Genomic DNA, 26,615 nt, shown 5'->3' on the forward strand with positions numbered 1-26,615 from the left:
TGTAGAAAAAATTATTAGATCTGAAATAAAGAAAGACGCTTAGAGACACGACTGGGTCAACCCAGTCTCTCTGTTTCACCCTCGGTCTAAAGACACAAGGCTCTCACATTTCAAGAAGTTTTGGTAGGAAAAGACCCTCGGCATCTTCTGTGTCTTCCTAACAGACTGTTCTCACTTTTGATGGTCAGGATGATTATATCGATTTGGGAAATCAGCCTGAATTTAAAATTGCCAAAGATATCACCCTAGAAGCTTGGATTTATTGTGAAGCCTAAGTTAGAGAGGCTGGTATTATTTCCAAGGTTTTTGATACAGGTGCTGCTAAGAGTGGATACGCTCTCTTACTCAATGGGAAAATCGGGATATTTTTTGCTGTGAAAACCTCATCTCAAAAAATTCTGTAAAGGATTTTGGAATATCGGCTAAGGTCACTTTTCCCTGTACCATTGTTGTCCAACCATAGACGGATGCAGCTATTTCAGATGAACTTAACTGTCCGGATATCTTCATCTATCGATGAATACTGAGACTTTTTCCCTTTGGCTTTGAACTCTATAATAATCACCGAATTTCGACTTTATTCGATATATATTTATCTTAACAGGCTTGTATAAAAGTGTTAAGCAAAAGTCGAGATTTTATTCACGGCGACTAAAGTCGCTACGAGCTTTCATCCCTGGTTTGAAAACACGGGGCTTTCAGCTTTAGGAGTTCCGTAAGCATTCAGCGGTCAGCTTAATGCTCGCGTTTTCTCTTTAGCCAATATTCAGGGTAATTGGCATACTTTCCGGAGCAGGAATAACCCTACCAATCAAGGAGCTTTGCTTGTGACCAAATGTTTTCAACTTCTTGATACATTCATCAAGGTTTTCAGCTGGAATAGCAGCCAGGAGTCCACCAGAGGTTTGAGGGTCAAATAACAACTGGTATTTGGCTAAATCACTAGCCTGGGTAGCATTATTGATGTAGATGGCTAGTCGTAAATTTTGAGGGTGTAGGGAACTGGTAATTCCTGCTTGCACCGTTTCTATGGCTCCTGGCAAAATCGGTATGGTATCTAAGTCTAATTCAACGCCCACTTGGGAGGCTTTTACCATCTCGAACAGGTGTCCGAACAGCCCAAATCCAGTAATGTCAGTGCAGGCTGTTGCGCCGGATTCAAGAAGGACTTGGGCAGCGGTTTGATTGGAGAGCAACATGGATTCAAGGGCCTGCTCAATCCAGCGACCTTTAGCTTGGTAGCGCATATCAGCTGCAAACAGTGTTCCTGTACCAATAGCTTTGGTTAGAATCAACACTTGCCCCGGTTTCATCCCGCTTTTGCGCAAAAGTTGGTTGGGATGAACTAGCCCGTTGCAGGACAGACCAAAGGCTAATTCCGCGCCTTCAGTGGTATGACCACCAATTAAGGGACTCTGACAGTCTTGGAGGATTTTATTGGCTCCCGACATCAATTGATAGAGAGTTTCCTCGATCTTTTCGTCTGTCCCGTAGGGAATGGTGACGATGGCTAAGGCACTTTGAGGGGTTGCTCCCATGGCAAAAATGTCACTCAAACAGTGATTGCTGGCAACTTGACCGAAGATATAGGGGTCATCGATCAAGCTACGAAAATAATCGACTGTCTGTACCAGCAGTTGACCGGCTGGAACTTGCAAAACAGCTGCGTCATCTGGGTCCCCCAATCCAATCATAATATCGGCTCCTCCCATGATCGGCAGCCGTTTGATCACCTTTTCTAGGATTGTACTACCGACCTTTGAACCACAGCCTGCACAGTGCATTTTGGGTTTGCTAATCGGTGATGGCAACAGGGAACTGGAGAGATTGTCTTCTTGTCTTTGGGACTCTTGATCTCCCCTACTGCTTGGTTGTTCCGCTTCCATTGACGGTAAATCGTCAAACTTATCCATGAATTTGCGGTCAATTTGGTCTTTCCATAGCCACAGCAGCGGTGAGCGCCACTCCAAAAATGACCAAGAAGCGATCGCTTGTTTGTCCCCGGTGCCAATTAAACTTAAATATCGGGCCTGGGGATGATAAGGGAGCAGTTTTTGCCCTAAGACAATCCGTCGCAGGTTTTCAAATAATGGCTTTCCCTGACGAACAGCAAATACCCCAGCTTTGGGCCGCTGGTAGTTTTGCATGGTGGCAATATCTCCAGTAGCAAAGACATGGGGATGGGAAATCGACTGTAAGGTATCGGCAACGAGAACGAACCCTCGCTCATCGGTAGCCAGTCCTGAGGCTTTAATCCAACTGGGAGCCGAAGCTTGAGTCACCCAAAAGACATGGTGGCATGCGATTTTTAAGCCAGAGTCGCAGATAACCCATTTTTGTAAATTTGTACTGGGAGCATCTTGCTCGTTTTCCGTATTTCCAGGGAGCAAGATGCTCTCACTACTAATGTTTGTGTAACTTGGGCATGCTCCCAGTGGATGGTCATCGCCATTAGCAGCTATTTCACTGACCCTTTCCCCTAAATGAAGCCTAATGCCTCGCTGCAAGAAAATTTTTTCTAAGTGACGGCTGACCGACCTATTGTGCTGAGGTAACAGTTGTGTGCCTCGATGGAATAAATGAACTTGTAACTTCTCCGTCGGTTGACCAGCATCGGTTAATATTCCATGCAATTTTGCTTGCATGTTGAGGGCGAGTTCTACTCCACCAGCTCCACCCCCAACAATACCCAAGGTGAAAGGGTCCATGGGATTTTGTTCCACCTGGGCAGCGATTTGCTCCCAGGCTGCTAAAAACAGGGGAACCGGTTTAGCAGGAATCGAATACTTAGCTGCACCAGGTGTTCCAACCGTTGCTGGCGTACTGCCAATATCAATGGATAAATAATCAAAGGCAACAGGGGGATGATTGGCACAAATGACTTTCTTTTCAGTTAACTCCAGACCAATCCCTTGGTCTAAATATAACTGGGCTTTGGAAAACACCGCCAGACGACGCAAGTCGATGTGAGCTTCATCGTAGCTGTAAAAACCGGCAACATGACCTGGTAGCATTCCCGAATAGGGAGTGTGGGCATTGTCGGTAATCAGGGTTATACGGAAACCAGGCAGAGGTTTCATGGCAAACTTTTTGAGAGCGATCGCATGGCTGTGACCACCGCCAACTAAGACTAAATCTGTGGTGATCGGTTGAGGAGCTGCCTGCATGAGACCCGTTGAAAAAATTGAAAAAGCTGTCTTCAGTTTATCTAAATTTTGGTTCAATAAAACCCACATGCCAGACTTGACAGTGTCATACGTAATAATCAGGCTTTATCTGTGGCTTATCAAACACCGATAGCGCCAAATTTAATATTTAGCAAAATTAACTATTTATAGGTAAAAAAAATCGCCAAGCTACACAGAATTAGCGTATTACTTTAATACTACAACTTGATCGGCGGAATCTGGGATAAAAAAATTAAATTTTTACCTTAGCCAAAGTATAATCTTCACAGTTTGATGATCAAGAAAAAAAACAATGAACAAAAAAATCTTACTAGGTTTTATTTTAGTCCTATTACTACCGGTTACTGCCTGTGCCCCTAGCTCCGATTCTACATCTTCGTCTGGAAATGGGGCTAAGGTTCAATCTTTTACCACTGGAGCAATCCCCGATCAAGATCCTGAAAAGTTACAGCGACTCTACGGCAAGCTTGCAGCTTACCTAGAAGCAGAGTTAAAGGTTCCGGTAGAATACAAGCCTGTGATTGACTATGCAGCAGCGGTAACAGCTTTTCGGGTGGGGGACTTGGATCTGGTCTGGTTTGGTGGACTGACTGGGGTTCAAGCACGGTTACAGGTAGAAGAGGCTGAAGCGATCGCTCAACGGGATATTGATGCTGAATTTCACACCGTTTTTATCGCCAATAAAAGCAGTGGGATCAAACCCATTAAGAACATTAAAGATTTAAAAGTTTTGAAAGGTCATACCTTAACCTTTGGCAGCGAGTCATCTACCTCTGGACGCTTGATGCCCCAGTATTTTCTCCAACAAGCAGGGGTAACCTTAGACGATTTTCAAGGTGAAGTTGGGTTTTCCAAATCCCACGATGCCACAATTCAATTGGTTGAGGCAGGGAGCTACAAGGTAGGAGCCTTGAACGAACAGGTCTGGAAGAGTCGCGTTGCAGCTGGAAATGTGGACTTAAAAAAAGTAGAGTTGATTTGGCGAACTCCAGCTTACTATGATTATCACTGGGTGATTAATCCTAAAGTCAAAGAACGCTACGGGGATGATTTTGTTGAGCGGGTTCAAGCCGCCTTGTTAAAGCTAGATCCTAATGTTCCCGAGCAAAAAGAAATTCTTGACTTATTTGGAGCTACTAAATTTATTTCTACAAAAAATGACAACTATGCCCAAATTGAGGCAATTGGACGGAAAATTGGCAAGATTAAGTAAATAAGCTGATGTGGATTTAAATTGGCTATTCCCCGTTCCTTTATCCGCTGTTCCCTGTTCTCTTTGAGCACTTTAGGTGACCTTGCTGAATCTTCGAATGAATAGGAGTAGGGTGGGCATCCTGCCCGCCCGAAAAGATCAAGGGACAGGCAATATGCCCATTCCACCTCACTCTTAAAATCATTCCATTATTAAGCAACGCCAAATGCTGAAGAGCTTATCACTAATCACCAATGACTAAAATTCCTATCTTTGAACTCAAACAGGTATCCCAGCAATTTGGCCAGTTTCGGGCATTGACTAACCTTAACCTCAAGATTTATCCTGGGGAACGAGTTGCCCTAGTCGGGGCGAGTGGTGCAGGTAAAAGTACCTTGATCCGCCTGCTCAATGGCATCTTACTCCCCAGTAAAGGAGAAGTCTGGGTCTTAGGTCGTAATCTAGCTAGAATCTCCCCGCGCCAATTGCGTCAGGTACAGCGTCGCCTTGGCACCGTTTACCAACAGTTCAATCTAGTCAATAACCTCCGGGTGATTCATAACGTTAATGCGGGTCATTTAGGACGCTGGTCATTGATGAAAGCCCTTGTTTCTTTATTGTTTCCCCAAGAGGTAGACACTGCTCTCAAGGCTTTAGCTCAGGTAGGAATTCCCGAAAAGCTTTATGCACCCACCGAGGAACTGTCTGGAGGACAGCAACAACGGGTTGCCTTAGCTAGAGTGCTGGTGCAAAATCCTGACGTGATTCTTGCTGATGAACCGATTTCTAACCTGGACAGGCAAATGAGTCGGGAAATTATGGATTTGCTCAAGGAGATAAGTGAAACCGGGGGAAAGACATTAGTAACTAGTCTCCATTCTCTCGAATTCGCCTGCAGTCATTGCGATCGCTTGGTGGGATTGCAACGGGGACAGATTGTCTTTGATGTTCCTCCAGGGGTTTTGTCTCAGACCATGATCGACAAATTATATGCTACAGAAACTGATCTGATCAATGTATAGTTTTCAATTTTCAGGAACCGTTCCGTCTCAACTTATATAGCACTCGGAGTAAAGTTTAAGACACACTATACCAAATTCGGTTATTATAGGTTATTTACCTAAATCCTCAAATCAATTCTAGGCAAAGACTTTGATTGTTTTGAATATAGTATTATTAAACCTGATTTAGTATTAGACATCTCTAAATAATCTTTAATAGAGTCACAGCAATCAGACTAAGCGGGTCAACAATTGATTAAAAATTGAACCTTATTAACGATGGTAGCGGTACCAAAGTATTGATTTTAACTCCCGAAGCCTTGACTACAACCTAGCTAAATCATTACATCTTTCCCACTACCATTTTTACCATTTATCTATGGCTAATTATGTCCATTAAACTCTATTTTTATGGGGTGATGGTATTCTATAAATATCTATTTGTGTTCGCTGTTAACCGTTTTATGTTTCCTGTTACTTTATCCACTGTTCCCTTGAAACCAAAATACTATTAAACTAATATACTTCCGTTGCAATAACTTAGATGACTCAACGTTTATCTCGTCCACCATTACTGAATCGCAGCCTGCTGTGGGGAATTTGTTTTGTCATTTTTATCGGGATGGCGGTTGTTAAAGCTGGTATCTTTGAGCAAGATCTTGTTAATCTGGGAGGATTTTACCAACTCTTGCGATTCTTGCGGGCGAGTTGGCACCCCGAAATGAGTCCTGAGTTTCTGCACCTGACCTTGAAGGCTACCCTCACGACCCTAGCTTATGCCGCCTGCGGCACTTTCCTGAGTATCTTGCTCGGCGTGGTGGCAGGAGTGATCACCTCCCAGGTTTGGTGGTTGACAGTCTTGCCTCACTGGACTCTGCGACAACCCATCTGGCTGGGAATTCGGGGACTGCTGGCCTTCCCCAGAGCGATTCATGAGATGATCTGGGGGGTTTTTTTTGTCAGTATCTGGGGTTTAGATCCTCTGGCGGCCATTATGGCCATCGCCATTCCCTATGGGGCAATTGTCGCGAAGGTCTTCTCAGAAATTCTGGATGAAACGCCCCGAGGTGCTTTGATGGCATTACTCAGTAGTGGCGTGTCCCCCTTGATGGCCTTTCTTTACAGTATCATTCCGCAAGCCTTTTCAAATCTCCTGTCTTACACCCTCTATCGCTTTGAGTGTTCCATTCGTTCAGCTACTGTACTTGGGCTGGTTGGGGCTGGTGGATTGGGCTATGAGATTTTGCTGAGTTTACAGTCTCTTCGTTACGAACAACTATGGACATTTTTCTATGCCCTAGTTTTATTAAGCGCTGTAATTGACATCAGTAGTGTCATCTTGCGTCGCCGGATTAATTTAAGAGTAGTTTTAATTTTAGTGGCCTTGTGCTGTTTGGGGTTTTTGTATGTCAGTCCTGATGTGAGCAAGTTTTGGTCTCCCCGAACTCAAAAACTCTTGGGTGAGATTGCCCAAGCATCATTTCCCCTCGATTTTAAGGCTGTGCCCTTGTCGCAGCTGTGGAAGTTATCACTACAAACTCTAGTTATGTCTGTCCTGGCCAGTGCTGGTTCTGGTCTTGGAGGGATTGTTCTGTCTTTTCCGGCAGCCCATAATTTTTTGCTACCAGGGGGATTGCTCAATCCCAGTCCAAAAGCGTCCCGATTAGCTGGCTTACAAGGCTGGTCTATCCTAGTATTCACCAGGATCATACTACTGTTTTGCAGAGCTATTCCTGCCCCAATTTGGGCATTAGTTGTGATGTTTGTCATGTTTCCGGGAGTTTTACCTGGTGCGATCGCCCTAGGATTGCATAATATCGGCATCCTTGGCAGGTTGATGGCAGAAATGAATGAAAATTTGGAAAAGCCTCCTTTAGAAGCCTTAAAAGCACAAGGAACTCCAGGAGCACTCTTGTTTCTCTATGGGATATTCCCGATGAATTTACCTCGTTTTCTGGCTTATATTTTCTATCGCTGGGAGGTGTGTATGCGAGAGACGGTCATTGTAGGATTAGTTGGGGCTGGAGGATTAGGGGTATTGTTGACCGAACAACTGAGCAGCTTTGATTATCCGAGTGTGGGGATGACGCTGGTTTGTTTTGTCTTTTTGACTTTTTTCGTTGATGGGGTGAGTGCTGCCGCTAGAGAATCGATAACTCCTCATAAATCTCTAAAGTAGTAATGCGATTAAGCTTCTGCCTTACTGGCGTTGCACAATAACGGGATGATGTACCTATTTGTCGAAGGAAGTTTGAACTGTAGACTATAAGCCACTTTTAGTTATGTGCAAAAAATGGTAACATCCCACAAATGTGCAACGGCTCCTCACTAACCTAAAGCTTGGGCAAGATCTTCTAGTAGATCATCAGTATGTTCAAGACCAACAGACATCCGTAACAGATTGTCTGGGGTTCGGGTACCAGGAAATTCCATGGAAGCACGATGTTCAACTAAACTCTCGACACCTCCCAAGCTAGTGGCTCGTGTAAATACTTTCACCTTGCCAGTAAAGGCAAAGGCATCTTCCCTGTTTCCTTTAACTTGGAAAGAAATCATACCCCCAAACAAGTTCATCTGAGCAGCAGCAATTCCATGTCCTGGATGGTTTGGTAATCCCGGATAATGAACAGCTTCTACTTTGGAGTGTTCTTCTAAAAACCGTGCCACCTTCAAGGCATTTTCTGAATGAGCTCTCATGCGGTAGGGCAAGGTCTGAATGCTCCGCAGGAGTAACCAACAGTCGAAAGGGGCGGCTACTGAACCGCCAGCCATCTGAATTGTTTTAATTTTGTGAAAAAATTCATCCTTAACCTTAGTAATCACGGCACCTCCTAAGACATCACTGTGTCCACCGAGATACTTGGTTGTGGAGTGGATAACCAAATCTGCCCCCAACTCCAACGGACGTTGGCTAATCGGTGTTGCCCAAGTGTTATCGCAAACACAATAGACATTATGGTGATGGGCAATATGGGCAATCTTGCTGATATCAGTAATCCTTAACATTGGATTGGAAGGCGTTTCTATCCAAATCAGCTTGGTGTTGGGTTGAACTGCTTCCATCACTGTGGTAGGATTAGCCATGTCTACAAAAGTGACCGCCAAATTCCAAGGGCCAAAAACTTCTCGCAAGAGAAACCCAGTTCCTGTGTAACTATCTATAGGTGCCACTACATGGTCTCCAGGGGACAAAGCCTGGAAGATACTCAAGGTAGCCGCTGAACCAGAAGAAAAAGCGGCGGCTGCTGCTCCCCCCTCCAATTTAGACAGGCATTTCTCCAGACTATCCCGATTCGGGTTATTGTCTCGACTGTAGTTATAACCCTGAGGGTAGCTGCCGTCTGGATGACGTTCAAATGTAGTAGATAGATAAATTGGGGACACTACTGCCCCTGTGGCTGAGTCAATATTATGGCCAGCATGCACTGCCAGTGTCTCAATTTTCATGCAACCTTTTGCTCAAATCACTGATAATACCTTTTCATAGGGAAGACGCCACATCATATATATCTATATATATAGAATATAGCGTTCCTCATACTTATGAGGTAAAGTCAATTTTCTTCCGCCCTTATTAAGGGTGGCAAGGGGGGATTCGTACTCCGTACTCCCTACTCCGTACTCCCTACTCCCTAGTCCCTATTCCCTAAAACCCAGGACTTTGTACCTCACCCAATTGAAAACTACTATATATAAATGTTGGCCATATCATTCCGCATTAATCCGGTCTACGTTGTGTGATTGACTACATAAGACTTGCTGATCACTCACAATAGGGGTAAAACTTAATCAAAACCGATATTCACTAAGGTTTGTTGCCAAATTGCCAATACGATCAGAAAAATTTACCAATCGTTTTAATTAGGTTGAGTTACTTATAGGCTTCCCATTGCCCCGGTATGATAGGGGAGTTGTTGGTAATTATAAAAAAATTGTGAAAAAAATTACACTCTTAGGTTCCACTGGCTCAATAGGTACCCAAACTCTCGATATTGTTAATCAATACCCCGAGCAATTCCAGTTAGTGGGATTGGCAGCTGGGCGCAATGTGGAAATGTTAGCCGCTCAAATTCGGCAATTTCGACCGATGATTGCCGCAATTCGTGATCAAGAGAGATTGCCAGAACTCAAAGCAGCAATTGCTGACCTTGACCCCCAACCTATTCTTTTAGGGGGCGAAGCTGGAGTGGTAGAAGTGGCACGCTATGGTGATGCGGAAGCTGTAGTTACTGGCATTGTCGGCTGTGCGGGTTTGTTGCCTACTATTGCTGCTATTGAAGCGGGTAAAGACATTGCTTTAGCGAATAAAGAAACTCTAATTGCAGGTGGTCCAGTAGTACTACCCTTAGTTGAAAAGCATGGTATTAAGCTGCTACCAGCTGACTCAGAACATTCGGCCATTTTTCAGTGTCTTCAGGGAGTGCCAGCAGGGGGATTGCGGCGGATTATCCTAACTGCATCTGGGGGGGCTTTCCGAGATTGGTCCGTAGACAAGTTAGCTTCAGTGAAGGTGGCTGATGCCCTGAAGCATCCCAACTGGTCAATGGGACGTAAAATTACTGTAGACTCTGCCACCCTGATGAATAAGGGATTGGAAGTGATTGAGGCTCACTTCCTGTTTGGCATGGATTATGACCACATCGACATTGTGATCCATCCCCAGAGTATTATTCACTCCCTGATTGAACTGCAAGATACCTCAGTATTAGCTCAGTTAGGTTGGCCAGATATGCGCTTACCTTTACTCTATGCCCTCTCATGGCCGCAACGGATCTATACCGATTGGGAACCACTAGATTTGGTGAAAGCTGGTAATTTGACTTTTAGGGAACCGGATCATCAGAAATATCCCTGTATGGGCATCGCTGATGCGGCTGGTCGGGCTGGGGGGTCGATGCCAGCGGTATTGAATGCAGCTAATGAACAGGCAGTTGCCCTATTCCTAGAGGAGAAAATTGGTTATTTGGATATTCCTCGTTGTATTGAATCTGTATGCGATCGCCACCAAGCTGATAACTGTTCCAATCCTTCCTTAGACGATATATTGGCAGCAGATCAATGGGCAAGACAGGAAACTATAGCTGCTAGTAAGTTGCTCAGGGATTCGATCACTTTGCCACAGCCTGTCGCTTCAACAAGCCCTTGAGTGGGTTCAAGACCTGCTCAAAAATCTAAAAAACGTTTTCGGAACAGTCGCCCATAGCCCCGACCTTAAGCGCTAGCTGAGTCGGGGTAGTTTAGGCTATGTGCTTGGCTTAAACTTGTGAGTGGACAATAAAAGAAGTTGGAGAGCTACTTATGGACGCCGCTGCACTCTGGCAACGCTATCAGGATTGGCTTTATTACCACCAAGGATTAGAGCTTTACCTCGATATCAGCCGTATGGGGTTTGATGATGCCTTTGTGGAGGCGATGCTGCCTAAGTTTGAAAAGGCATTTAAGGATATGGATGCCCTAGTCAACGGTGCGATCGCAAACCCTGATGAAAACCGCATGGTCGGTCACTACTGGCTAAGAAACCCGGACTTAGCCCCAACTCCAGAACTCCAACAAGACATTGTCAACACTTTCGAAAAAATTGAAACCTTTACCCAAAATGTCCACACGGGTGCCATCTATCCCCCTAGGGCACCAAAATTTACTGATGTTCTTTCCATTGGTATTGGGGGTTCTGCCCTTGGTCCTGAGTTTGTCGCTGAAGCCCTCGCGCTAGACTCTCCTCCTTTAGCCATTCACTTTATTGACAATACTGATCCAGCTGGCATTGATGCTGTCCTGACCCAACTCCAAGACCGATTATCTAGCACTTTGGTATTAGTCATCTCCAAATCTGGGGGAACACCAGAAACTCGTAACGGCATGGTGGAAGTTAAAACAGCCTACGAGTCTCAGAATCTAGACTTTGCTGCCCAGGCTGTGGCCATTACGGGTGTTGGCAGCAAACTAGATCAATTGGCAAAATCCGAAGGTTGGCTGGCCACCTTTCCCATGTACGATTGGGTAGGAGGACGTACCTCTGAAATGTCCGCCGTGGGACTACTTCCAGCTTCACTACAAGGGATTGATATCCGTCAGATGCTGGCTGGTGCCAAAGAGATGGATAGCGCTACCGGTAGCCCCCAGCTCAAAAGCAATCCAGCCGCCTTACTTGCCCTATCCTGGTACTTTGCTGGCAATGGCAAGGGGGAGAAAGATATGGTCATGTTGCCTTACAAAGACAGTCTATTGCTATTCTCCCGCTACTTACAGCAGCTGGTAATGGAATCTCTAGGTAAGGAAAAAGACCTAGAGGGCAATACGGTTTATCAGGGCATTGCGGTTTATGGTAACAAAGGCTCAACGGATCAACATGCCTACGTACAACAACTTCGGGAAGGTGTTCCCAATTTCTTTGTCACGTTCATTGAAGTCTTAGAAGACCGACAAGGGAAGTCTCCAGAAGTAGAAGCCGGTGTAACTGCGGGAGACTATCTATCAGGTTTATTACAAGGTACTCGGCAAGCGTTGTATGAAAATCAACGGGATTCCATTACCGTAAGCATTCCTCAGGTCAATGCTAGAACCGTGGGGGCATTGATTGCCCTGTATGAACGTGCTGTTGGTCTTTATGCATCCTTGGTGAATATCAATGCTTATCACCAACCTGGGGTAGAAGCGGGTAAAAAAGCCGCCGCTGCCATTCTGGATTTACAGAAAAAGGTGATGGAGGTACTACACCAGGAAAGTCTTGCCATATCTATTTCGGAGTTAGCTGAGAAAGTGGGAGCCCCTGACCAAATTGAAGGGATTTACAAATTGCTGCGTCATCTGGCTTATAACCAGCGGGGTATTGTCTTAGAAGGGAATCTGGGACAACCAAGTAGTCTAAAAGTTTCTGCTGTATAAGCTAATAGACATTTGACCTTTTTTGTTGACAGTTGACTGTTAATCCTTGACAGCCAACTGTCAAATTTAAGGCTAGTTCACAAAAAATACCTTGGGCTTCCCTTGTCAACCCAAGAAACTTGCTAGAATAAAAAGCATAAAAGGTTAGATTATATCTAAAATGTAACGTTTTTTACAAAAAATTAACGTTTTTTAAAATTTTGGTTAAAATGCTGGGCATAAAGGTAGCTTCATTAAAGAGGTCAGAGGTGCAATGGCTCAGTCTGATGTAGTAACTGTCGGTCAATACCTTACTCAACGCCTGCAAGCCGCTGGTGTCAAGCATATTTTTGGCGTAGTAGGAGATTACGTCCTGGGTCTGATGGATGTCTTGCTAGAGAGTTCTGTAGAGTTAATCTACACCTGTAACGAACTCAATGCCGGATATGCAGCTGATGCCTATGCCCGGCTTAATGGTGTTGGTGGGTTGTGCGTTACCTATAATGTTGGTGGACTCAGTCTAGTCAATGCGGTGGCGGGTGCCTACGCTGAGCTAGTCCCCCTGATCGTGATTAGTGGAGCGCCTAACAGTTCCCAGCGGCAGCAAAAGTTACTCTTACATCACACTGCCGGTAATTACAATCTACAGTTGGAAATTTTTGAAAAAATTACAGTGGCAGCAGTGAGGCTTACCAGCCCTAGTCAAGCGGCAAGGCAAATCGACCAGACCATTGGTGCTTGTTTGCGCCACCGCAGACCTGTATACATTGAAATTCCCTCAGACTTAGTCAATCAACCTTGTCCTGTTACTGGGGAGCGTGACTTACCAGAAGCCCCAATTATGGATGTCCACGCTTTATCAGAGGCAGTTGAAGAGGCTGTAAGTTTGCTAGAGCAATCCCAGAATCCCGTTATTGTAGCTGGGGTTGAACTCCACCGCTACGGTATAGCAGACCAACTTACCAACCTGCTGGAGCAGACAGGATATCCGTTCGCTACCACTTTGTTAGGCAAGTCAATCATCTCGGAAAGCCACCCACAATTCATTGGTAGTTATGCAGGAGCTTTCAGTCAGGACTATGTACGCCAACGAGTTGAAACAGCCGACTGTATTTTATGCCTGGGTGCCTTCATGTCAGACATTAATCTGGGTGGTTTCACTGCCCAACTGCCCGAAGACCGATTAATTAACGCTAATTCTGACAAAGTTAAAATCAAACACCACTTCTATTCTCCAGTATATCTACCGGATTTCATGGCTGGTCTGACTGCCAAACTTCAGAAGAAAAAATCTGATGTCTTGGATATCAAGCCAGCTATAGAGTCTTTGTCTAAAAGCTTTGAGTCACAACCTGAGCAAAAGCTAACCAACGCCAGGTTCTATGAGCGGATGACTCACTTTATTGATGATGAGTCAATCGTGATTGCTGAAACTGGTGATGCTTTAATTGCTACCGTTGATTTGGTACTCCAAGGAGACAGCGACTACATTGGACAGGCCCTTTACACATCTATTGGCTTCTCAGTTCCTGCCTGTCTAGGAGTCGGTTTGGCTGTTCCTAACCGTAGACCGGTTGTGTTTGTCGGTGATGGTGCCTTCCAGATGACCTGTCAGGAACTTTCTACGATTATTAGGCATCAACTTAACCCGATTATTTTCTTAATTAATAATGACGGTTACACTATTGAGCGAGCTATCCATGAAGGCTCGTACAACAATATTCAACCTTGGAAATATCATCAGTTACCCCAGGTTTTTGGCAATAGCTGGAGTTGCCAAGTGCGTACTGAAGGTGAGCTAGAACAAGCCTTAGAACAAGCAAAAGTTAACCACAATAGTATCTCCTTTATCGAAGTTCATTTAGATCGCCTCGATTGCTCTGATGGTGTCAAGCGCTTGGGGAAAGCGTTAAGTGCTATGCAAGGATTATCAGAGTAGTAGCTGCTGCTCTAGGCAAGAGGGGGGCTCACTGACTAATTAATCACAAGGGTGCAACTTTGCTGAAGCCTAAGGTATGTTGTTGTCTAGGTATCTATATTAATTTTAGCAGGCAACTCCTATCTCCAGAAAGTTCTGACGGAGCTGGCGTCGCCTTTCGGCGACGCTACGCGAACGAAGTATTTTTGGTCACCAATTGAACACCAGATGACCTAGCTTAGGAGTAGGTTTATTCTAAATGTCAGTACTATAGTTATCCCATGCCATTGATTATTCTGGTTGCAGATGACGACCTGGGCACTCGTCTGTCTGTAAGCGATTATCTGGAAATGTCAGGTTATTCAGTTATTACTGCTGAAAATGGTCAGCAAGCGCTGTCTATGATTGAGACTTATCACCCTCACCTTCTGGTTACAGATATTAATATGCCCCGAATAGATGGCTATGAACTGGTGAGAAAAGTGCGTCAGAAGCCCCCATTGCGGTTGTTACCTGTTGTATTTTTAACCGAACTCAATAGCACCAATCAACGCATCAAGGGTTATCAGTCTGGGTGTGATGTCTACCTACCTAAGCCCTTTGAGATGCAAGAATTAGGTGCAGTCATTCAAAGTTTGCTAGTGCGATCGCAAATGATTCATACGGAGTTACGATTCCCACCACAGACTACAAAAGAGCCGGTTGATAAACCGGCATCTAAATCAATCAACTTTGTAGATATTAATCATCAATCAGGGAATAATACCCAAGCTCATGCTCTACACCTGACCGAGCGGGAACAGCAAGTATTGAATTTACTGGCTACTGGTTTATCCAATGTCGAAATCGGTAACCAACTATACCTGAGTCCGAGGACAATCGAGAAGTACGTTAGTAGTCTGTTCAGAAAAACTGATACGAGTAACCGAGCCGAACTATTACGATTCGCCTTAGAACAGCATTTAATCAAATGAATTAATCGAGTTAACCACCAATGGCAAAAAAGCTAAGTTCACCATTGGCAATTAGTAGTTGGGAGTTTTTAGTTTTGCCTAGTCTTGGTGTAATTGTCAACAACGTGTTCCAGCAGACCTTCGCAAGCGTCTAGCAGTAAATCAATCACCTTATTAAAACCCTCTGGTCCACCGTAGTATGGATCGGGGACTGAGTGCTCGGTGTGATGACGGGCAAAATCACACATTAGCCTTACTTTATCTTTATACTTCCCAGCTGGATCAAGAGAGATAATATCTTCGTAGTTTTGCTGATCCATAGCTAAAATCAGGTCAAATTCTTCCAAGTCAGACCGATTAAACTGCCGTGCTTTCCCCTGGAGTACAATCCCCCGACGTTTGGCAGCTGCTGTCATACGCGGATTCGGGGGAGAACCAATATGATAACTGGAAGTACCAGCGGAATCGCAGACAATTTGGTCAGAAAGATTTGCTTGTGCTATCAAGTGATTCATGATGTTCTCGGCTGAAGGAGAACGGCAGATATTACCAAGGCAGACAAAGAGTAACTTGCAAGGCATGGGTATATTAATTGGTCAACTACGAGCTGCGCCGTGTTAAGTTTAGCAACGAAATTGCTCTATGGGATAGTTGAACTGAGATCTTGGACCATTGTCATTAATCTTCGGGTGGGCAGTGCCTACCAACGTGGTTTGCAAGCTTGATTATCTGTCTGATGCACTGCCCACCCTACATGAACCAAGCGATGTCGCTTCATGGTTCAATGTCTAGGAACACAGTGATTTAAACACACCAACTTATAAAGGGATACCTCCTAATTTAACGGTTATGCAAGGAAGAGATTTAATATTTAAGTCGCGCCGTAGCCTTTACCGCAAACGCCGCCGACGGTTTAACCTACTGACGATTCTCACAGGGATAGTTCTAAGTTTGATGATTGTCGAATTGTTGGCTCGTTTCTTACTGGCTGCGGTCGGCAAAATTAATGAGATAGCTCCCTACAAGGGGGCACCCAGAGATTTCACTGTTTACCGTCCCAAGTTCCTTGACCAGACACAGCAGCTTTATGATGGATTACCAGACCTTGGTGATCTAGCTGTCGAACGGGATTTAGCTGTAGGTTACAGTTTATTGGGGAAGCAACAGAGCGATTTCTGGCGCATTAATGAACAGGGTTTCCGGGACGACGACCCTGTTCCCTTGGTCAAACCCAAAAATGAAATTCGGATTTTTTTGTTAGGTGGCTCGACAGCTTTTGGTCAAGGGAATGCCAATAATGAAGTTACCATAGCCAGCTACTTAGAAGCTCGTCTCAATGAACGGATAAAACAGCAGAGGAGTTCCCCACAGAAATACCGACCGATGACCTTACCCCCTTCTGAACCGGAATTAAAGCAAGCACTTGCTCTGCCGCCAAAGATTCGAAATGGTAAGTATCGTGTCATCAACGCCGCCGTACCAGGGTATACCTCTGTCAATACACTAGCTCAGTTAGCTCTCAAGATTTTACCTTACAGTCCAGATGCAGTAATAGTGTTGGGTGGATACACAGACTTGATCACCCCCAGTGACCAAAATTTAACAGATATTCCTAAAACAGAAGCCTTCTTGCAAAATGCGACCGGGCATTTTTGGACCTATCTCACCCAGCAGTTGAAGCATTTAGTTACAAAAACTTATCTCGCTAAAGCAATCACATACTGGGTCTTACAGCCTGAGCCATCAGTGAGTCAGCGGTCTCTAGTAATGAAGGGGGACGTTATGCCACTGAAGAAGTATCTTCCTCAGGAATCCGATGAACTGGAACGTCGATTGACGCGCTATCGAAATAACCTCAGACATATGCTGCGTTTAACAGCAGGACAGCGAATTCCTTTACTAGTTGCTGTCCAACCAGAAATTACTGGTCGTGGCAACAATAAGATCAAACCAGCAGAAAAGGAAATTTTGCAGCAGTTAGGAAAGGTTTACCAGGAACAAGTGCAAGCCAATTATCCCAAATTGGTGGCAGCGGGTCAGCAACTTGAGAAAGGTTTTCCCAAAAATATCAAGGTTCTCAACTTGTACACAATTTATCAAAACTTTCCCGAACTCGCCTTTCATGATGCCATTCACTTGACAGAAGCAGCCAATATGAAGGTGGCTAAGAGCTTATATTATGGAGTTAGTTCACTGCCAAAGCTACAGGTAGCTTCGTTTTACTCAAATATTGATCAATAGTCAGGTATTAATGGGATATTTGGCATGAGGGAGCCATTTAAAATGATTAATTTCCTCATGCCTATAGTTTTTTCCTACGGAATCCCGAGTGGGGATTGACCGATCAGGTTATAAACCTGGCAAGTTTAACCCACTGGTAAGTTCTTCCATGCGCTCCCGCATAGTGGCTGTGGAGGTCTCATAGGCATTTTTCATGGCTGCTAACACCAGTTCAGATAAAGCCTCAGCTCCTTGATTGATAGCATCCTCAGAAATCTCTACACGTAGGGGTTCCTGATTGCCACTGAGAAACACCTTCACCTTACCGTCTTCCCCTGATGTTCCCTCAATTTCCATTTGCTCCAACTGATCCTGGAGCTCTTTGGCACCCTTTTGAACTTCTTGAGCTTTTTTGAACGCTTCGGCTAGTTCTTTCATCTTGCCGAGACCGAGACCAAATCCTTTTCCTTTGTCTTGTGTCATAAAAAATCCCAGTTAAGTTTAGAAATCCCCTGTCTAATGACCGGGCAGGAAAAACAAACGTCAAGCGCGGTTTTAACCGCTGCCCAGGTTGGCACTAAGCCCAGTCTATGGGCAAGGGGTGCGCTGACATTAGAAATCCTGTGGTGATTAACCTTTATCTATTGTGTATCTATCGTGTATCTATTGTGATGCTATTTGACTGTCCACTAACCTTTCCTGGCCTTAAAAGCAATAGGAAATAGGGGAATAAATTCCCGGTCTCCTTATTCATACATGGGCTGAAGTCATATAGTTAACTTCCTCCCGTTCTTTTCTAGTTTAGCCAAGCACAACTTTGACACTCCCCGGTCATTAGACGCGGGGATTCCTAAATCTACGAACCACCTTAAACCGACGTGTCCTCGGGGAAGAGGCAATACTTAACCAAAAATCCGTAGAAACCTACCAAATTCCCAGTAAATTCACGACAGACCTAGAGGGTGGTTCTCCTTAGGCGTTCGGATACTTCTTGGGAGTGCCGAAGATTCCGTTTCCCTTCCTTTTATCCATGTTCCGGTGTGCCCCACCGTACATTGCTGTGCCACCCGTGGTGAATTTAATTCGCCAACGGCAAGCGCACCGGGTGTTTTTTCAAAAATACTGTTCTAGGTTCACACGCCAATTGTTGATTGACGATTGGGTTTTTAAAGAGGATTTTCCCTACCCTCAGCAGCATTACTACTTTCTAGGCGGTCAAACTTGGTTACCTATTCCAGTTGTCCTAGCGGTTTTTCAGCCTGTACTCTATACCTAATTCTACATTAATTGCGGTCAAGATTCCAGAACTCTAAAAATATTTTTTTCACAGTGGCTTTAGCCACTATCTCGCTTTCATCCTTTGAATTGCCGTAAGGAGAGTCGAGCCTTATTTCAAGTGACTTAAAACTATTACTCATAACCGGCCGACGCTGATTGGCTCCACAATCCGGCGGTTGTCTAAAAGCTCGGGCATAGACGGGATTTTCAGCTTCGTCGATTTTTGATCAACTAAAAATTGATCATGTTGGTGATCAGCTTGGTGATCAGCTTTGAACTGATATTCCAACAGGATCGGTTTTGGTATATCCACTGGAACCATAGGAGGGGATTGATCCCCTCGCTGGTTTTTATCCCTGCTCTAAAGACATAGGGCTTTCCATTGCTAGTTTTTTGGTAAAATCACCTAAAATCCTCACTTCTGGCTCTAAACACAGTGACCAGTGCTTTTCTACTTGCTCCTGTATATGGTGGATCATGCGGAAGATATCGCTAGCCTTAGCATCACCACAGTTAAGTATAAAGTTGGCATGGCGTTCAGCTATTCTAGCACCACCAATTTGGTAGCCTTTTAGACCAATTTGTTCAATTAGCCAACCAGCAGCATAAGGATCAGGATTGCGGAACACACTGCCACAGCTAGGTAGGTGGTAAGGTTGGGTAGTGTGTCGTCTTGCCAAATGCTCTGATGTCAGTGAGCGCACCTGTTTTGGGTCAGCACCCGGTTTTAACTGAAATGTGGCCTGGCTGACTATGCGATCGCTACCTTGAAGGATTGAGGTGCGATAGCTAAAGCCTAGGTCTTGGCTACTGAGTTGGGCTATTGAGCCATCAGGGGATAGAACATCTGTATTAAAGAGAATATCAGCTGTGGAATTTTTGTGGGCACCAGCATTCATCACCACAGCACCACCAACGGTTCCAGGTATGCCCACAGCCCACTCTAGCCCTTCCCAGCCTCGTTTGGCAGCCTGCCATGCCAGACGGGCAATCGGTACACCAGCACTGGCGGTAATTCTCCCTGTATCTGCATCAAAGTGAGTATGGCGCAGATAGCGAGTACAAATTACCAAACCCGGCAAACCGATATCGCTGACTAGAAGGTTGGAACCCGCCCCTAACAGGGTTAGGGGTAATTTTTGGTAGTGAGCCCACTGGAAACTAGCTTGTAGGTCTTCTAGGCTCCGAGGGGCGACGTACCACTGAGCGGGACCTCCCACACGAAATGAGGTGAGTTTGGCTAAGGATACCTGGGACTGAAGTGGACAATTGGTTCCTGGAATATACAACTGTAACTGGGAAGGAGTTTTTTTCTGGGTTAGCACGCTAGTTATCATCAGGAAAATCAGGGTAGAGAGTCGGATCTACACACAATGAAAATAATGCCGATCGGTTTTTGGCAGTCACATTGGCTAGAATTGCTAGGGGGTAGAGTACCCAGAGGAGTTCGTGGAAAGTTGATTCACGAGTATAGTAGAGGCTTGAGATCATACTGACCTTCTGAGGTAGGTCTATAGTTACGATTCCCTAGCTTGATTGACAATTATTGATGCTTTGGGGCTAAATCTTGCTTAACTAAGCCATTGTCAGGCTGTTGGTAAAACCCCATAACCTTAGGAATAATCTGATTCAGATTACCGGCTCCCAAGAATAGGGCTAAGTCCCCAGGATAGAGAATTTGGTTGAGAAACTCTACCACTGATTCGAGAGTTGGTTGGTAATGCACATCCTTATGGTTAGATGCGATCGCCTGATAAAGGTTTTCCCCACTAATTTCTCCTAAATCTGGTTCCCCAGCACTGTAGATATCACTGATAACCACCAAGTCAGCGTTACTAAAGGAAACACTAAACTCGGGGAGAAACCTCAGGGTACGACTATATCGGTGAGGTTGGAAAATTGCAATTATTCGCTGGTCAGCGTTGACCTGAATTCTTGCGGCAGCTAGGGTTGCCTGAATTTCACTGGGGTGGTGAGCATAGTCATCCACAAAACTAATATCATTGCACTTGCCCCGCAGCTCAAATCGGCGTTTTGCTCCCTCAAAGCTAGCGATCCCGGAGGCAATTGCCTCAAACTCTAACCCCAAATTTCGTGCTACTGCTACTGCGGCTAGGGCATTGCTGAGATTATGTTTGCCCAGCAATTTCAGCTCCAACCGACCTAAAACCTGATTGCCCTCCCAAACTCTGGCGGTAGTGCCATTAGCTTCATAAGTTACATCATCAACGCTATAGTCTGCCCCCATATCCCGCCGTAGACTATAGCTGATATTCGGTTTTAGTTGCGATCGCACTGTCTCGCAATCAATACATCCCACTAAATTTTTACAGCGCTTCGCGAACGTCTGGAATATTTCAACAACCTCCTCTAACTTCTGGTAATGGTCTGGATGATCCAGCTCAATATTGGTTACTACACCAATCTCGGCGGAGAGCTTAACCAATGAACCATCGGATTCATCAGCCTCAGCAACCAGTAATGGTCCATTTCCCAGCCTGGCATTACCACCGATAGCATCCACCTCACCACCGATAATCATGGTGGGGTCACAACCCGCTTGCCACAGTAGATAACCGATCAAACTACTGGTTGTAGTTTTCCCATGAGTCCCAGCGACTGCTATACTGTAATAGTCTTCAATCAACGCCGCTAGTAAATCTGAGCGATGGAAAATCGGGCAACCTAGCTTTAAAGCTGCCTGATACTCAGAGTTTAATGGGTTAATTGCTGTGGAACAGATAACTTGAGGCAATCCTAAACAGGGGTCAGCTACAGATATAGTCGGACTTGATTGTGATATTTCTGTGAGCGCCTTTGGGTTCAAACTCGTGCTAACCGTTTTAGCTGCTACGTCCTCACAAGCTGGTGCGTTCCTGGATTGGAAAAATTCTAAGTTGGCAGCACACTGCTGTCTGAAGATCTGAGCACCTACTGCTTGCAAACGTTGCGTGATATGGGTTGTCCGAGTATCTGAGCCAGATACTCGGAATTGGCGTTTGGCTAGGATGTAGGCAAGAGCTGACATCCCAATTCCGCCAATACCAATGAAATGAAATGGTTTATTACTGAAATCAACAGTCTTTGGCATTTTAACTCCTTACACACCACACCGCACACGCCTAATTTGCCAATAACACGCGCTATCATATCAGGAAAAATACATATCCAGGAATAATTTTTGGTAAATAAGTACATCTGTACTGTCAAACCGGGGAATAATACCTTAAGTTTGATAACGTAACTGTTACATAACTGATTTTTGAGTACCTAGATTGTCGTATATATTACACGTCAACAAGAGTTCTCAATCCGGAAAAACGTCCCAAGACCCATAAACACCCATAAAATAGCACTAGAACAGAGCTAGTGGTGATTTTTGGGTTTATCCGTATGACTCCCAACCATGAGGGTTAGGACTTACATACCAAACTAATCGGTTGAGACTGGTTAGGGGAGAGGGGCTTTGGGAGCGACTGCATTCAGACATGGCGTGAGTAAAATCAGGTTGCCGAGGCAATATTGAGATCTGTCAGATCTGTGCCATCCCCAGAGGAGACTCTGCTCCCAAAACCTCCAGCTTTGGAGATAAGTATACCCATCTGGCTTCAAAACGAGTACATCACACCACATTAATTCAGTAAAAGTTTCAAATTGTTTCAACCTTTGCGATATTATTAGAATCATTAAGAAAATATTTACTTTGAATTACAGAGGGCAAGAAGCAGTGATTAGAGTAGCGATCAATGGTTTTGGACGCATCGGACGCAACTTTATGAGATGCTGGCTGACTCGGGAGAATAGCCAGTTAGAGATAGTGGGAATCAATGATACCTCTGATCCCAAGACAAATGCCCATCTGCTCAAATACGACTCAATGCTGGGCAAACTTGATGCAGATATCAGTTGTGATCAAAATTCCATCACAGCTAATGGAAAAACTGTCAAGTGTGTATCCGACCGGAACCCCTTGAACTTGCCCTGGGACTCTTGGGGTGTTGACCTAGTTATCGAAGCCACTGGTGTCTTCCGAGATCAGGATGGAGCTGGCAAGCATATAGCTGCTGGTGCTAAGAAAGTGCTAATCACTGCTCCTGGCCAAGGCGACGTCCCCACCTATGTCATGGGTGTTAATCACGAAGACTACACCGACGAAGGAAATAACGTGATTAGCAATGCTAGCTGTACTACCAACTGTCTAGCTCCCTTTGCCAAAGTACTGCATGAGCAGTTTGGCATTATCAAAGGGACAATGACCACAACCCACAGCTACACGGGGGACCAGCGGCTTCTTGATGCGAGCCACCGGGATGTACGTCGGGCTCGGGCAGCAGCGCTCAACATTGTCCCTACCTCTACTGGTGCGGCCAAAGCGGTAGCCCTAGTGATTCCTGAACTGAAAGGGAAACTCAATGGTATTGCTCTGCGGGTGCCAACTCCTAATGTGTCTATCGTTGACTTGGTGGTTCAAGTGGAGAAAAGTACCATTGCTGAGCAGGTCAATCAAGTGCTCAAAGAAGCAGCTGAAGGCCCACTCAAGGGAATTTTGGCTTACGGCGACGAACCTCTTGTTTCCTGTGATTACAGGGGTCATGATGCTTCCTCAATTGTGGATTCTAGCTTAACTATGGTCATGGGTGGCGATATGGTTAAGGTAGTTGCCTGGTATGACAATGAGTGGGGTTACTCTCAGCGGGTTGTAGATTTGGCTGAGTTAGTTGCCCAAAAATGGTCGAATTAGTTGTGAGAGCCTAGTTCGTAAAGCAAGAGTCTGGGGAAGAGTGTTCATTCGTTAGGGTTCATTGTTTATTGAACCAAGACGTTTAACCTATTCCCCTCTCTCGCTCTAATTTATTGAATTTTGAAACACCCCTGCTCCCTTAACCGTTTCAATCACCTTCTTTGAAGGAGGGGAGAGGTCAATAAACCGTTAATAACCATCATCTAGAGTCTTTGTGTAGCTCGACGAGCTAAAGCCATAATTTTTGGTCTGCCAACATTTTGGGAAAACCCTAATCCTAAACGAAAGATTTCTGAAACGTAATACTTATCGCCGTCAGCGATAATGACTCCATTTTCTTTAAGGAGGCTAATGTCTTCTGGAGATAAGTCAATATTTTCTAGTTGAAAAGGGCTTTTTTTCTGATCTGCTGATAATGGACGTAATTTATTAAATACTCTTTTTAACGGTTCATTTTCTAGCTCTATTTCTGTAATTTTTTCTTGGCTGCATTCATCCAAACAACCTCGAATTGCTTTGGGAACTAGAATTCGGTCTTGCCAATAATCATCATCAATGGATTGTCCTGCCGCAATTTTAAGAAAACGCACGACATCCCTAGACTGAATTTGTCCATTGTAGTCAGATAATGCGGCAATGACAAACGGAGCAGAACGTGCTTGTCTAGAGCGATCGTTTCCTAGGTTTTTGCCCCACAAGGGTCTTAGACTTTCCGTCAGTTCTGCTTCATTCATATCTTGAAGCTCGGCTGGATTTAAGTTTAACGAAATATTAGCTTTATCGGCAACCCAAGCAACTAATCTCAATACGCTTTCTTCATTCCACCTTAACCTATAAGGCTGATAGCGAGATTTCATTTGACCATAATTTTGACGGACAGAAGCAGTTAAAATATCTTGTCTGACAAAAATAATAATTCCTAAACAACGAAAGGGTTGTTGTTCCAGCCATTGAGGAACATCTTGCAATAACGCTCGTAAAGCAGTTTGTTGATCTTCATTCTGAGCAAATTCTTGAAATAAGTCTTCCAATCCGTCAATTACAGCTACTATCTTTTGTTTTTTCTCTGCTATATACTTAGGTAAATCGCGACCTTTACCTGTCATACCTAGAGTCTTGGCAATGACATCTAACCAGCGATCGCGCCATTGACCTTCATGTAATTCCTCTTGATATCCGTCCCGAATATAGTCCTTAATCTCACTGTCATCGACGGGAGGCGTCAACCCTATCTGTTCAGCACAATATTTCCGGACGTCATATACTATTTTTTTTGCTTTATCATTGAGATTAGTTGAAGCAATAATCGGTGCGATAAAGGCTGTGCTAGCTACTGTGCTATCTACATTAGTTATTCCCACATCTTGTCCAAATTTTTTCCATTCTTGTCTGCGTATAATTTGCATAAACGTATAAGTTTTTCCTGAACCCTTGGCTCCAATAACGACACTTATCGGAATCTGACTTCGATAATCATTAGCTAAGTTTTGCAAAGACTCAGTAACCAGAAAATCTTCAGTCTCAGCACGCTCTGCATAAATCATTTTGTATGCTATATTTCTTAAGCTTTCTCTTTGAGACTTTAATAAACTTATAGGTTCATCTGGTGGATTGGATTTATTTAAATTATCAGGCAGCCATTCTAATAAAGGATGTAGTAAATCAATCAATTGAGAAGTTCCCAAGTGCTGCCAAACCTCTTGCCAAGAATTAGACAAAATTTGTAACTTTTCAGTAAATGGGATGGTAATTCTAATTGGTTCACTATCTTCCCCTAGCAAGGGTTGAATGGCTTCTAAAAGTGTTTGTTCTGATTCGATAAAATTTTCAGCTGTTTCATCTTGAGGAACTTTAGTCAAAATAAAAGCAGGGTAAGGGTCTTTATCTCGTGTCGAGGGTGCTAGTTTAGCAATTAATTCTAAAAGCCTCCCAGTTCCGCTGATAGATTGTCCGCTTAACGTAGAGACAAAGATCCGATAGACTCGCGGATCTAAAATTAATCCTGCTGCTAATTCCGAGAGTCCTGCTCGCAAATCTACTAAAACAACATTTACTCCTAAGGCTTTGCCGAGACGAGCTAAACTATCTGTCAATATAAAAGGATTTTTATGGCCTTTAATTAGATGTTCTGGCTTAATGGCTAAACCAGTCAATCGGCTATTAACACGAAAGGAAGGTAATATATAGATTCCGTCTACTAAAGCATTTTGAAGTTTTTGGGTTGCTAAGTCAATGGTTTGCTCTGCGTCTGGAGAAGGGTCTCCATGAATTAAGGCAATAATATCGGCGAAACAAATAGGAGGATAAGGCAGCCTAGATTCTAATAACCAACTAATTCCAGGAGCCTCTAAATCGCCATCAATCAAAAGAACTTTTTGCTTGGCGTTGATTAAAGCTTGTGCTAGGGCCAGAGCATGAGTCGTTCGACCCACACCACCTTTAAAAGAATGAAAGGCAAGCACTGGAGGTAAATCATCTGGGAAGATATCCGGTGCTTGAAGCTTCTCAGTTCGTTGCCAAATAACAGTAGGTCTAGCTAGATTGGGGATAAGTTTAGGAGTTGGGGGTTCTTCCTCTGTTTCTTCTAAAATAATCGGTAAGGTGCGCTGATTGCCCTCGGCACTTTCGAGGATAATACAATCATTACCCTGTTGGCCATTATCTTGGAATCGAGGTTCGTAGACTTCCTGAAGCCATGTTTTGATTGAGCTTTGAGTACCAGGACGAATACCGAGAACTAATTCATCCCAATACCCTCTAGCCCAAACTAAGTCTTTTGGCCATTGCTCTTGCTCTTGCGATCGCAACAATACTTCTTCTACATCTACCCAGGTGTACAGTCGAATATCTGATGGAATCATCGTTATATATTCTCTTTAATCCAATTACAAAGCTGATGGAGCCACTCGATTACGTGTTCTTCATCTTCTTTCTTTATGGTAATGCCATATCGCCAAACTTGATGAGCTTTTCCGATATCTTGAATAGAATCATCACAGGCAATACGAAAGGAAGGAGTTGACTTATTTTTAGTTTGGGTTTTAACAGTAAGTTGACTAGCAGAAATTCTCAGCTCTTTACACCAGCTATCTAAGTTATGACCATGGTTTTTTATCGGATCTTGAAAGGATTTGGGTGCGGCTCTTTTAAAAGTACGGTAGACTAGATCTCAGTAAAACTGACAAATTAGTCAGAGTAATAGTTTGAGTCAATACCTCCTGGTGGGTGACCAGCTGAAAAAGTCAGCAGTAGTTCAGGAA

17 protein-coding genes and 1 pseudogene are annotated in these 26,615 nt (G+C 44.3%); 10 read left to right on the forward strand and 8 right to left on the reverse strand.

Annotation, left to right across the window (positions count from 1 at the left end; genetic code table 11):
- Window positions 1-391 precede the first annotated feature (391 nt).
- Together F6K63_RS33480 and selD are read right to left on the reverse strand one after the other, a co-directional pair.
- Window positions 392-565: pseudogene (locus tag F6K63_RS33480) on the reverse strand (RNA-guided endonuclease TnpB family protein); the annotation flags it as partial.
- A 190-nt stretch (window positions 566-755) separates the two neighbouring features.
- Window positions 756-3,167 carry a selenide, water dikinase SelD gene (gene selD / locus F6K63_RS33485; RefSeq protein WP_287314544.1) on the reverse strand — a complete coding sequence of 804 codons (2,412 nt, stop codon included), beginning with the start codon at window positions 3,165-3,167 and terminating at the stop codon, window positions 756-758.
- Window positions 3,168-3,480: 313 nt separating this feature from the next.
- Here selD and F6K63_RS33490 point away from each other — a divergent pair, with 313 nt between their 5' ends.
- The 3 genes from F6K63_RS33490 to F6K63_RS33500 all read left to right on the forward strand — a co-directional run bounded on the left by F6K63_RS33490 (window position 3,481) and on the right by F6K63_RS33500 (window position 7,560).
- The gene (locus tag F6K63_RS33490) at window positions 3,481-4,401 is read left to right on the forward strand and encodes a putative selenate ABC transporter substrate-binding protein (RefSeq protein WP_287314545.1); all 921 of its coding nucleotides are present in this window, start codon (window positions 3,481-3,483) and stop codon (window positions 4,399-4,401) included.
- A gap of 233 nt (window positions 4,402-4,634) precedes the next feature.
- Entirely contained in the window at window positions 4,635-5,402 is a 768-nt protein-coding gene (locus F6K63_RS33495) for a phosphonate ABC transporter ATP-binding protein (protein WP_008180777.1), read from the forward strand.
- A gap of 523 nt (window positions 5,403-5,925) precedes the next feature.
- Window positions 5,926-7,560: a PhnE/PtxC family ABC transporter permease gene (locus tag F6K63_RS33500; protein WP_287250390.1), complete on the forward strand. Its 1,635-nt coding sequence runs from the start codon at window positions 5,926-5,928 to the stop codon at window positions 7,558-7,560.
- 149 nt (window positions 7,561-7,709) lie between these two features.
- Here the strand turns inward: F6K63_RS33500 and F6K63_RS33505 are convergent, their stop codons facing one another.
- Window positions 7,710-8,828: a trans-sulfuration enzyme family protein gene (locus F6K63_RS33505; protein WP_008180771.1), complete on the reverse strand. Its 1,119-nt coding sequence runs from the start codon at window positions 8,826-8,828 to the stop codon at window positions 7,710-7,712.
- Between the two features lie 487 nt (window positions 8,829-9,315).
- On the opposite strand from F6K63_RS33505, the gene dxr reads away from it, so the two are divergent.
- The 4 genes from dxr to F6K63_RS33525 all read left to right on the forward strand — a co-directional run bounded on the left by dxr (window position 9,316) and on the right by F6K63_RS33525 (window position 15,137).
- Entirely contained in the window at window positions 9,316-10,527 is a 1,212-nt protein-coding gene (gene dxr / locus F6K63_RS33510; protein WP_044492437.1) for a 1-deoxy-D-xylulose-5-phosphate reductoisomerase, read from the forward strand.
- Window positions 10,528-10,679: 152 nt separating this feature from the next.
- Window positions 10,680-12,266 carry a glucose-6-phosphate isomerase gene (locus F6K63_RS33515; RefSeq protein WP_287314547.1) on the forward strand — a complete coding sequence of 529 codons (1,587 nt, stop codon included), beginning with the start codon at window positions 10,680-10,682 and terminating at the stop codon, window positions 12,264-12,266.
- A gap of 253 nt (window positions 12,267-12,519) precedes the next feature.
- Window positions 12,520-14,184 carry an alpha-keto acid decarboxylase family protein gene (locus F6K63_RS33520; RefSeq protein WP_287314548.1) on the forward strand — a complete coding sequence of 555 codons (1,665 nt, stop codon included), beginning with the start codon at window positions 12,520-12,522 and terminating at the stop codon, window positions 14,182-14,184.
- 260 nt (window positions 14,185-14,444) lie between these two features.
- The gene (locus tag F6K63_RS33525) at window positions 14,445-15,137 is read left to right on the forward strand and encodes a response regulator transcription factor (protein ID WP_287314550.1); all 693 of its coding nucleotides are present in this window, start codon (window positions 14,445-14,447) and stop codon (window positions 15,135-15,137) included.
- 68 nt (window positions 15,138-15,205) lie between these two features.
- Here F6K63_RS33525 and F6K63_RS33530 read toward each other — a convergent pair whose 3' ends face one another.
- A complete protein-coding gene (locus tag F6K63_RS33530; RefSeq protein ID WP_071103213.1) occupies window positions 15,206-15,697 on the reverse strand; it encodes a low molecular weight protein-tyrosine-phosphatase in 492 nt (163 codons plus the stop codon).
- A 268-nt stretch (window positions 15,698-15,965) separates the two neighbouring features.
- Here F6K63_RS33530 and F6K63_RS33535 point away from each other — a divergent pair, with 268 nt between their 5' ends.
- Entirely contained in the window at window positions 15,966-17,357 is a 1,392-nt protein-coding gene (locus tag F6K63_RS33535; protein ID WP_287314552.1) for an SGNH/GDSL hydrolase family protein, read from the forward strand.
- A gap of 108 nt (window positions 17,358-17,465) precedes the next feature.
- Here the strand turns inward: F6K63_RS33535 and F6K63_RS33540 are convergent, their stop codons facing one another.
- On the reverse strand, window positions 17,466-17,819 hold the full coding sequence (locus F6K63_RS33540; protein ID WP_008180753.1) for a YbaB/EbfC family nucleoid-associated protein: 354 nt from the start codon (window positions 17,817-17,819) through the stop codon (window positions 17,466-17,468).
- 586 nt (window positions 17,820-18,405) lie between these two features.
- Here F6K63_RS33540 and F6K63_RS33545 point away from each other — a divergent pair.
- Entirely contained in the window at window positions 18,406-18,612 is a 207-nt protein-coding gene (locus tag F6K63_RS33545) for a hypothetical protein (protein ID WP_287314553.1), read from the forward strand.
- A 352-nt stretch (window positions 18,613-18,964) separates the two neighbouring features.
- Here F6K63_RS33545 and murB read toward each other — a convergent pair whose 3' ends face one another.
- Window positions 18,965-19,951 (reverse strand): UDP-N-acetylmuramate dehydrogenase, encoded by a 987-nt coding sequence (gene murB / locus F6K63_RS33550; RefSeq protein WP_287294505.1) that lies wholly within the window; start codon window positions 19,949-19,951, stop codon window positions 18,965-18,967.
- Between the two features lie 206 nt (window positions 19,952-20,157).
- Window positions 20,158-21,705 (reverse strand): UDP-N-acetylmuramate--L-alanine ligase, encoded by a 1,548-nt coding sequence (gene murC, locus F6K63_RS33555; protein WP_008180746.1) that lies wholly within the window; start codon window positions 21,703-21,705, stop codon window positions 20,158-20,160.
- A gap of 636 nt (window positions 21,706-22,341) precedes the next feature.
- Between murC and F6K63_RS33560 the strand changes: the two genes are divergently transcribed.
- Window positions 22,342-23,355, forward strand: a complete 1,014-nt coding sequence (locus F6K63_RS33560; RefSeq protein WP_044492436.1) for a type I glyceraldehyde-3-phosphate dehydrogenase — start codon at window positions 22,342-22,344, stop codon at window positions 23,353-23,355.
- Window positions 23,356-23,558: 203 nt separating this feature from the next.
- Here F6K63_RS33560 and F6K63_RS33565 read toward each other — a convergent pair whose 3' ends face one another.
- Window positions 23,559-26,216 carry a KGGVGR-motif variant AAA ATPase gene (locus F6K63_RS33565; RefSeq protein ID WP_287314555.1) on the reverse strand — a complete coding sequence of 886 codons (2,658 nt, stop codon included), beginning with the start codon at window positions 26,214-26,216 and terminating at the stop codon, window positions 23,559-23,561.
- Window positions 26,217-26,615 lie beyond the last annotated feature (399 nt).

The organism is Moorena sp. SIO1G6 (assembly GCF_010672795.1).
GTDB classification, from domain to species: Bacteria; Cyanobacteriota; Cyanobacteriia; order Cyanobacteriales; family Coleofasciculaceae; genus Moorena; species Moorena producens.

Bases quoted from the DNA above. Each gene is read 5' to 3' on its own strand.
- selD (WP_287314544.1), bottom strand. From the start codon at position 3,167: ATGCAGGCAGCTCCTCAACCGATCACCACAGATTTAGTCTTAGTTGGC.
- F6K63_RS33490 (WP_287314545.1), top strand. From the start codon at position 3,481: ATGAACAAAAAAATCTTACTAGGTTTTATTTTAGTCCTATTACTACCG.
- F6K63_RS33495 (WP_008180777.1), top strand. From the start codon at position 4,635: ATGACTAAAATTCCTATCTTTGAACTCAAACAGGTATCCCAGCAATTT.
- F6K63_RS33500 (WP_287250390.1), top strand. From the start codon at position 5,926: ATGACTCAACGTTTATCTCGTCCACCATTACTGAATCGCAGCCTGCTG.
- F6K63_RS33505 (WP_008180771.1), bottom strand. From the start codon at position 8,828: ATGAAAATTGAGACACTGGCAGTGCATGCTGGCCATAATATTGACTCA.
- F6K63_RS33515 (WP_287314547.1), top strand. From the start codon at position 10,680: ATGGACGCCGCTGCACTCTGGCAACGCTATCAGGATTGGCTTTATTAC.
- F6K63_RS33520 (WP_287314548.1), top strand. From the start codon at position 12,520: ATGGCTCAGTCTGATGTAGTAACTGTCGGTCAATACCTTACTCAACGC.
- F6K63_RS33525 (WP_287314550.1), top strand. From the start codon at position 14,445: ATGCCATTGATTATTCTGGTTGCAGATGACGACCTGGGCACTCGTCTG.
- F6K63_RS33530 (WP_071103213.1), bottom strand. From the start codon at position 15,697: ATGCCTTGCAAGTTACTCTTTGTCTGCCTTGGTAATATCTGCCGTTCT.
- F6K63_RS33535 (WP_287314552.1), top strand. From the start codon at position 15,966: ATGCAAGGAAGAGATTTAATATTTAAGTCGCGCCGTAGCCTTTACCGC.
- F6K63_RS33540 (WP_008180753.1), bottom strand. From the start codon at position 17,819: ATGACACAAGACAAAGGAAAAGGATTTGGTCTCGGTCTCGGCAAGATG.
- murB (WP_287294505.1), bottom strand. From the start codon at position 19,951: ATGATAACTAGCGTGCTAACCCAGAAAAAAACTCCTTCCCAGTTACAG.
- murC (WP_008180746.1), bottom strand. From the start codon at position 21,705: ATGCCAAAGACTGTTGATTTCAGTAATAAACCATTTCATTTCATTGGT.
- F6K63_RS33565 (WP_287314555.1), bottom strand. From the start codon at position 26,216: ATGATTCCATCAGATATTCGACTGTACACCTGGGTAGATGTAGAAGAA.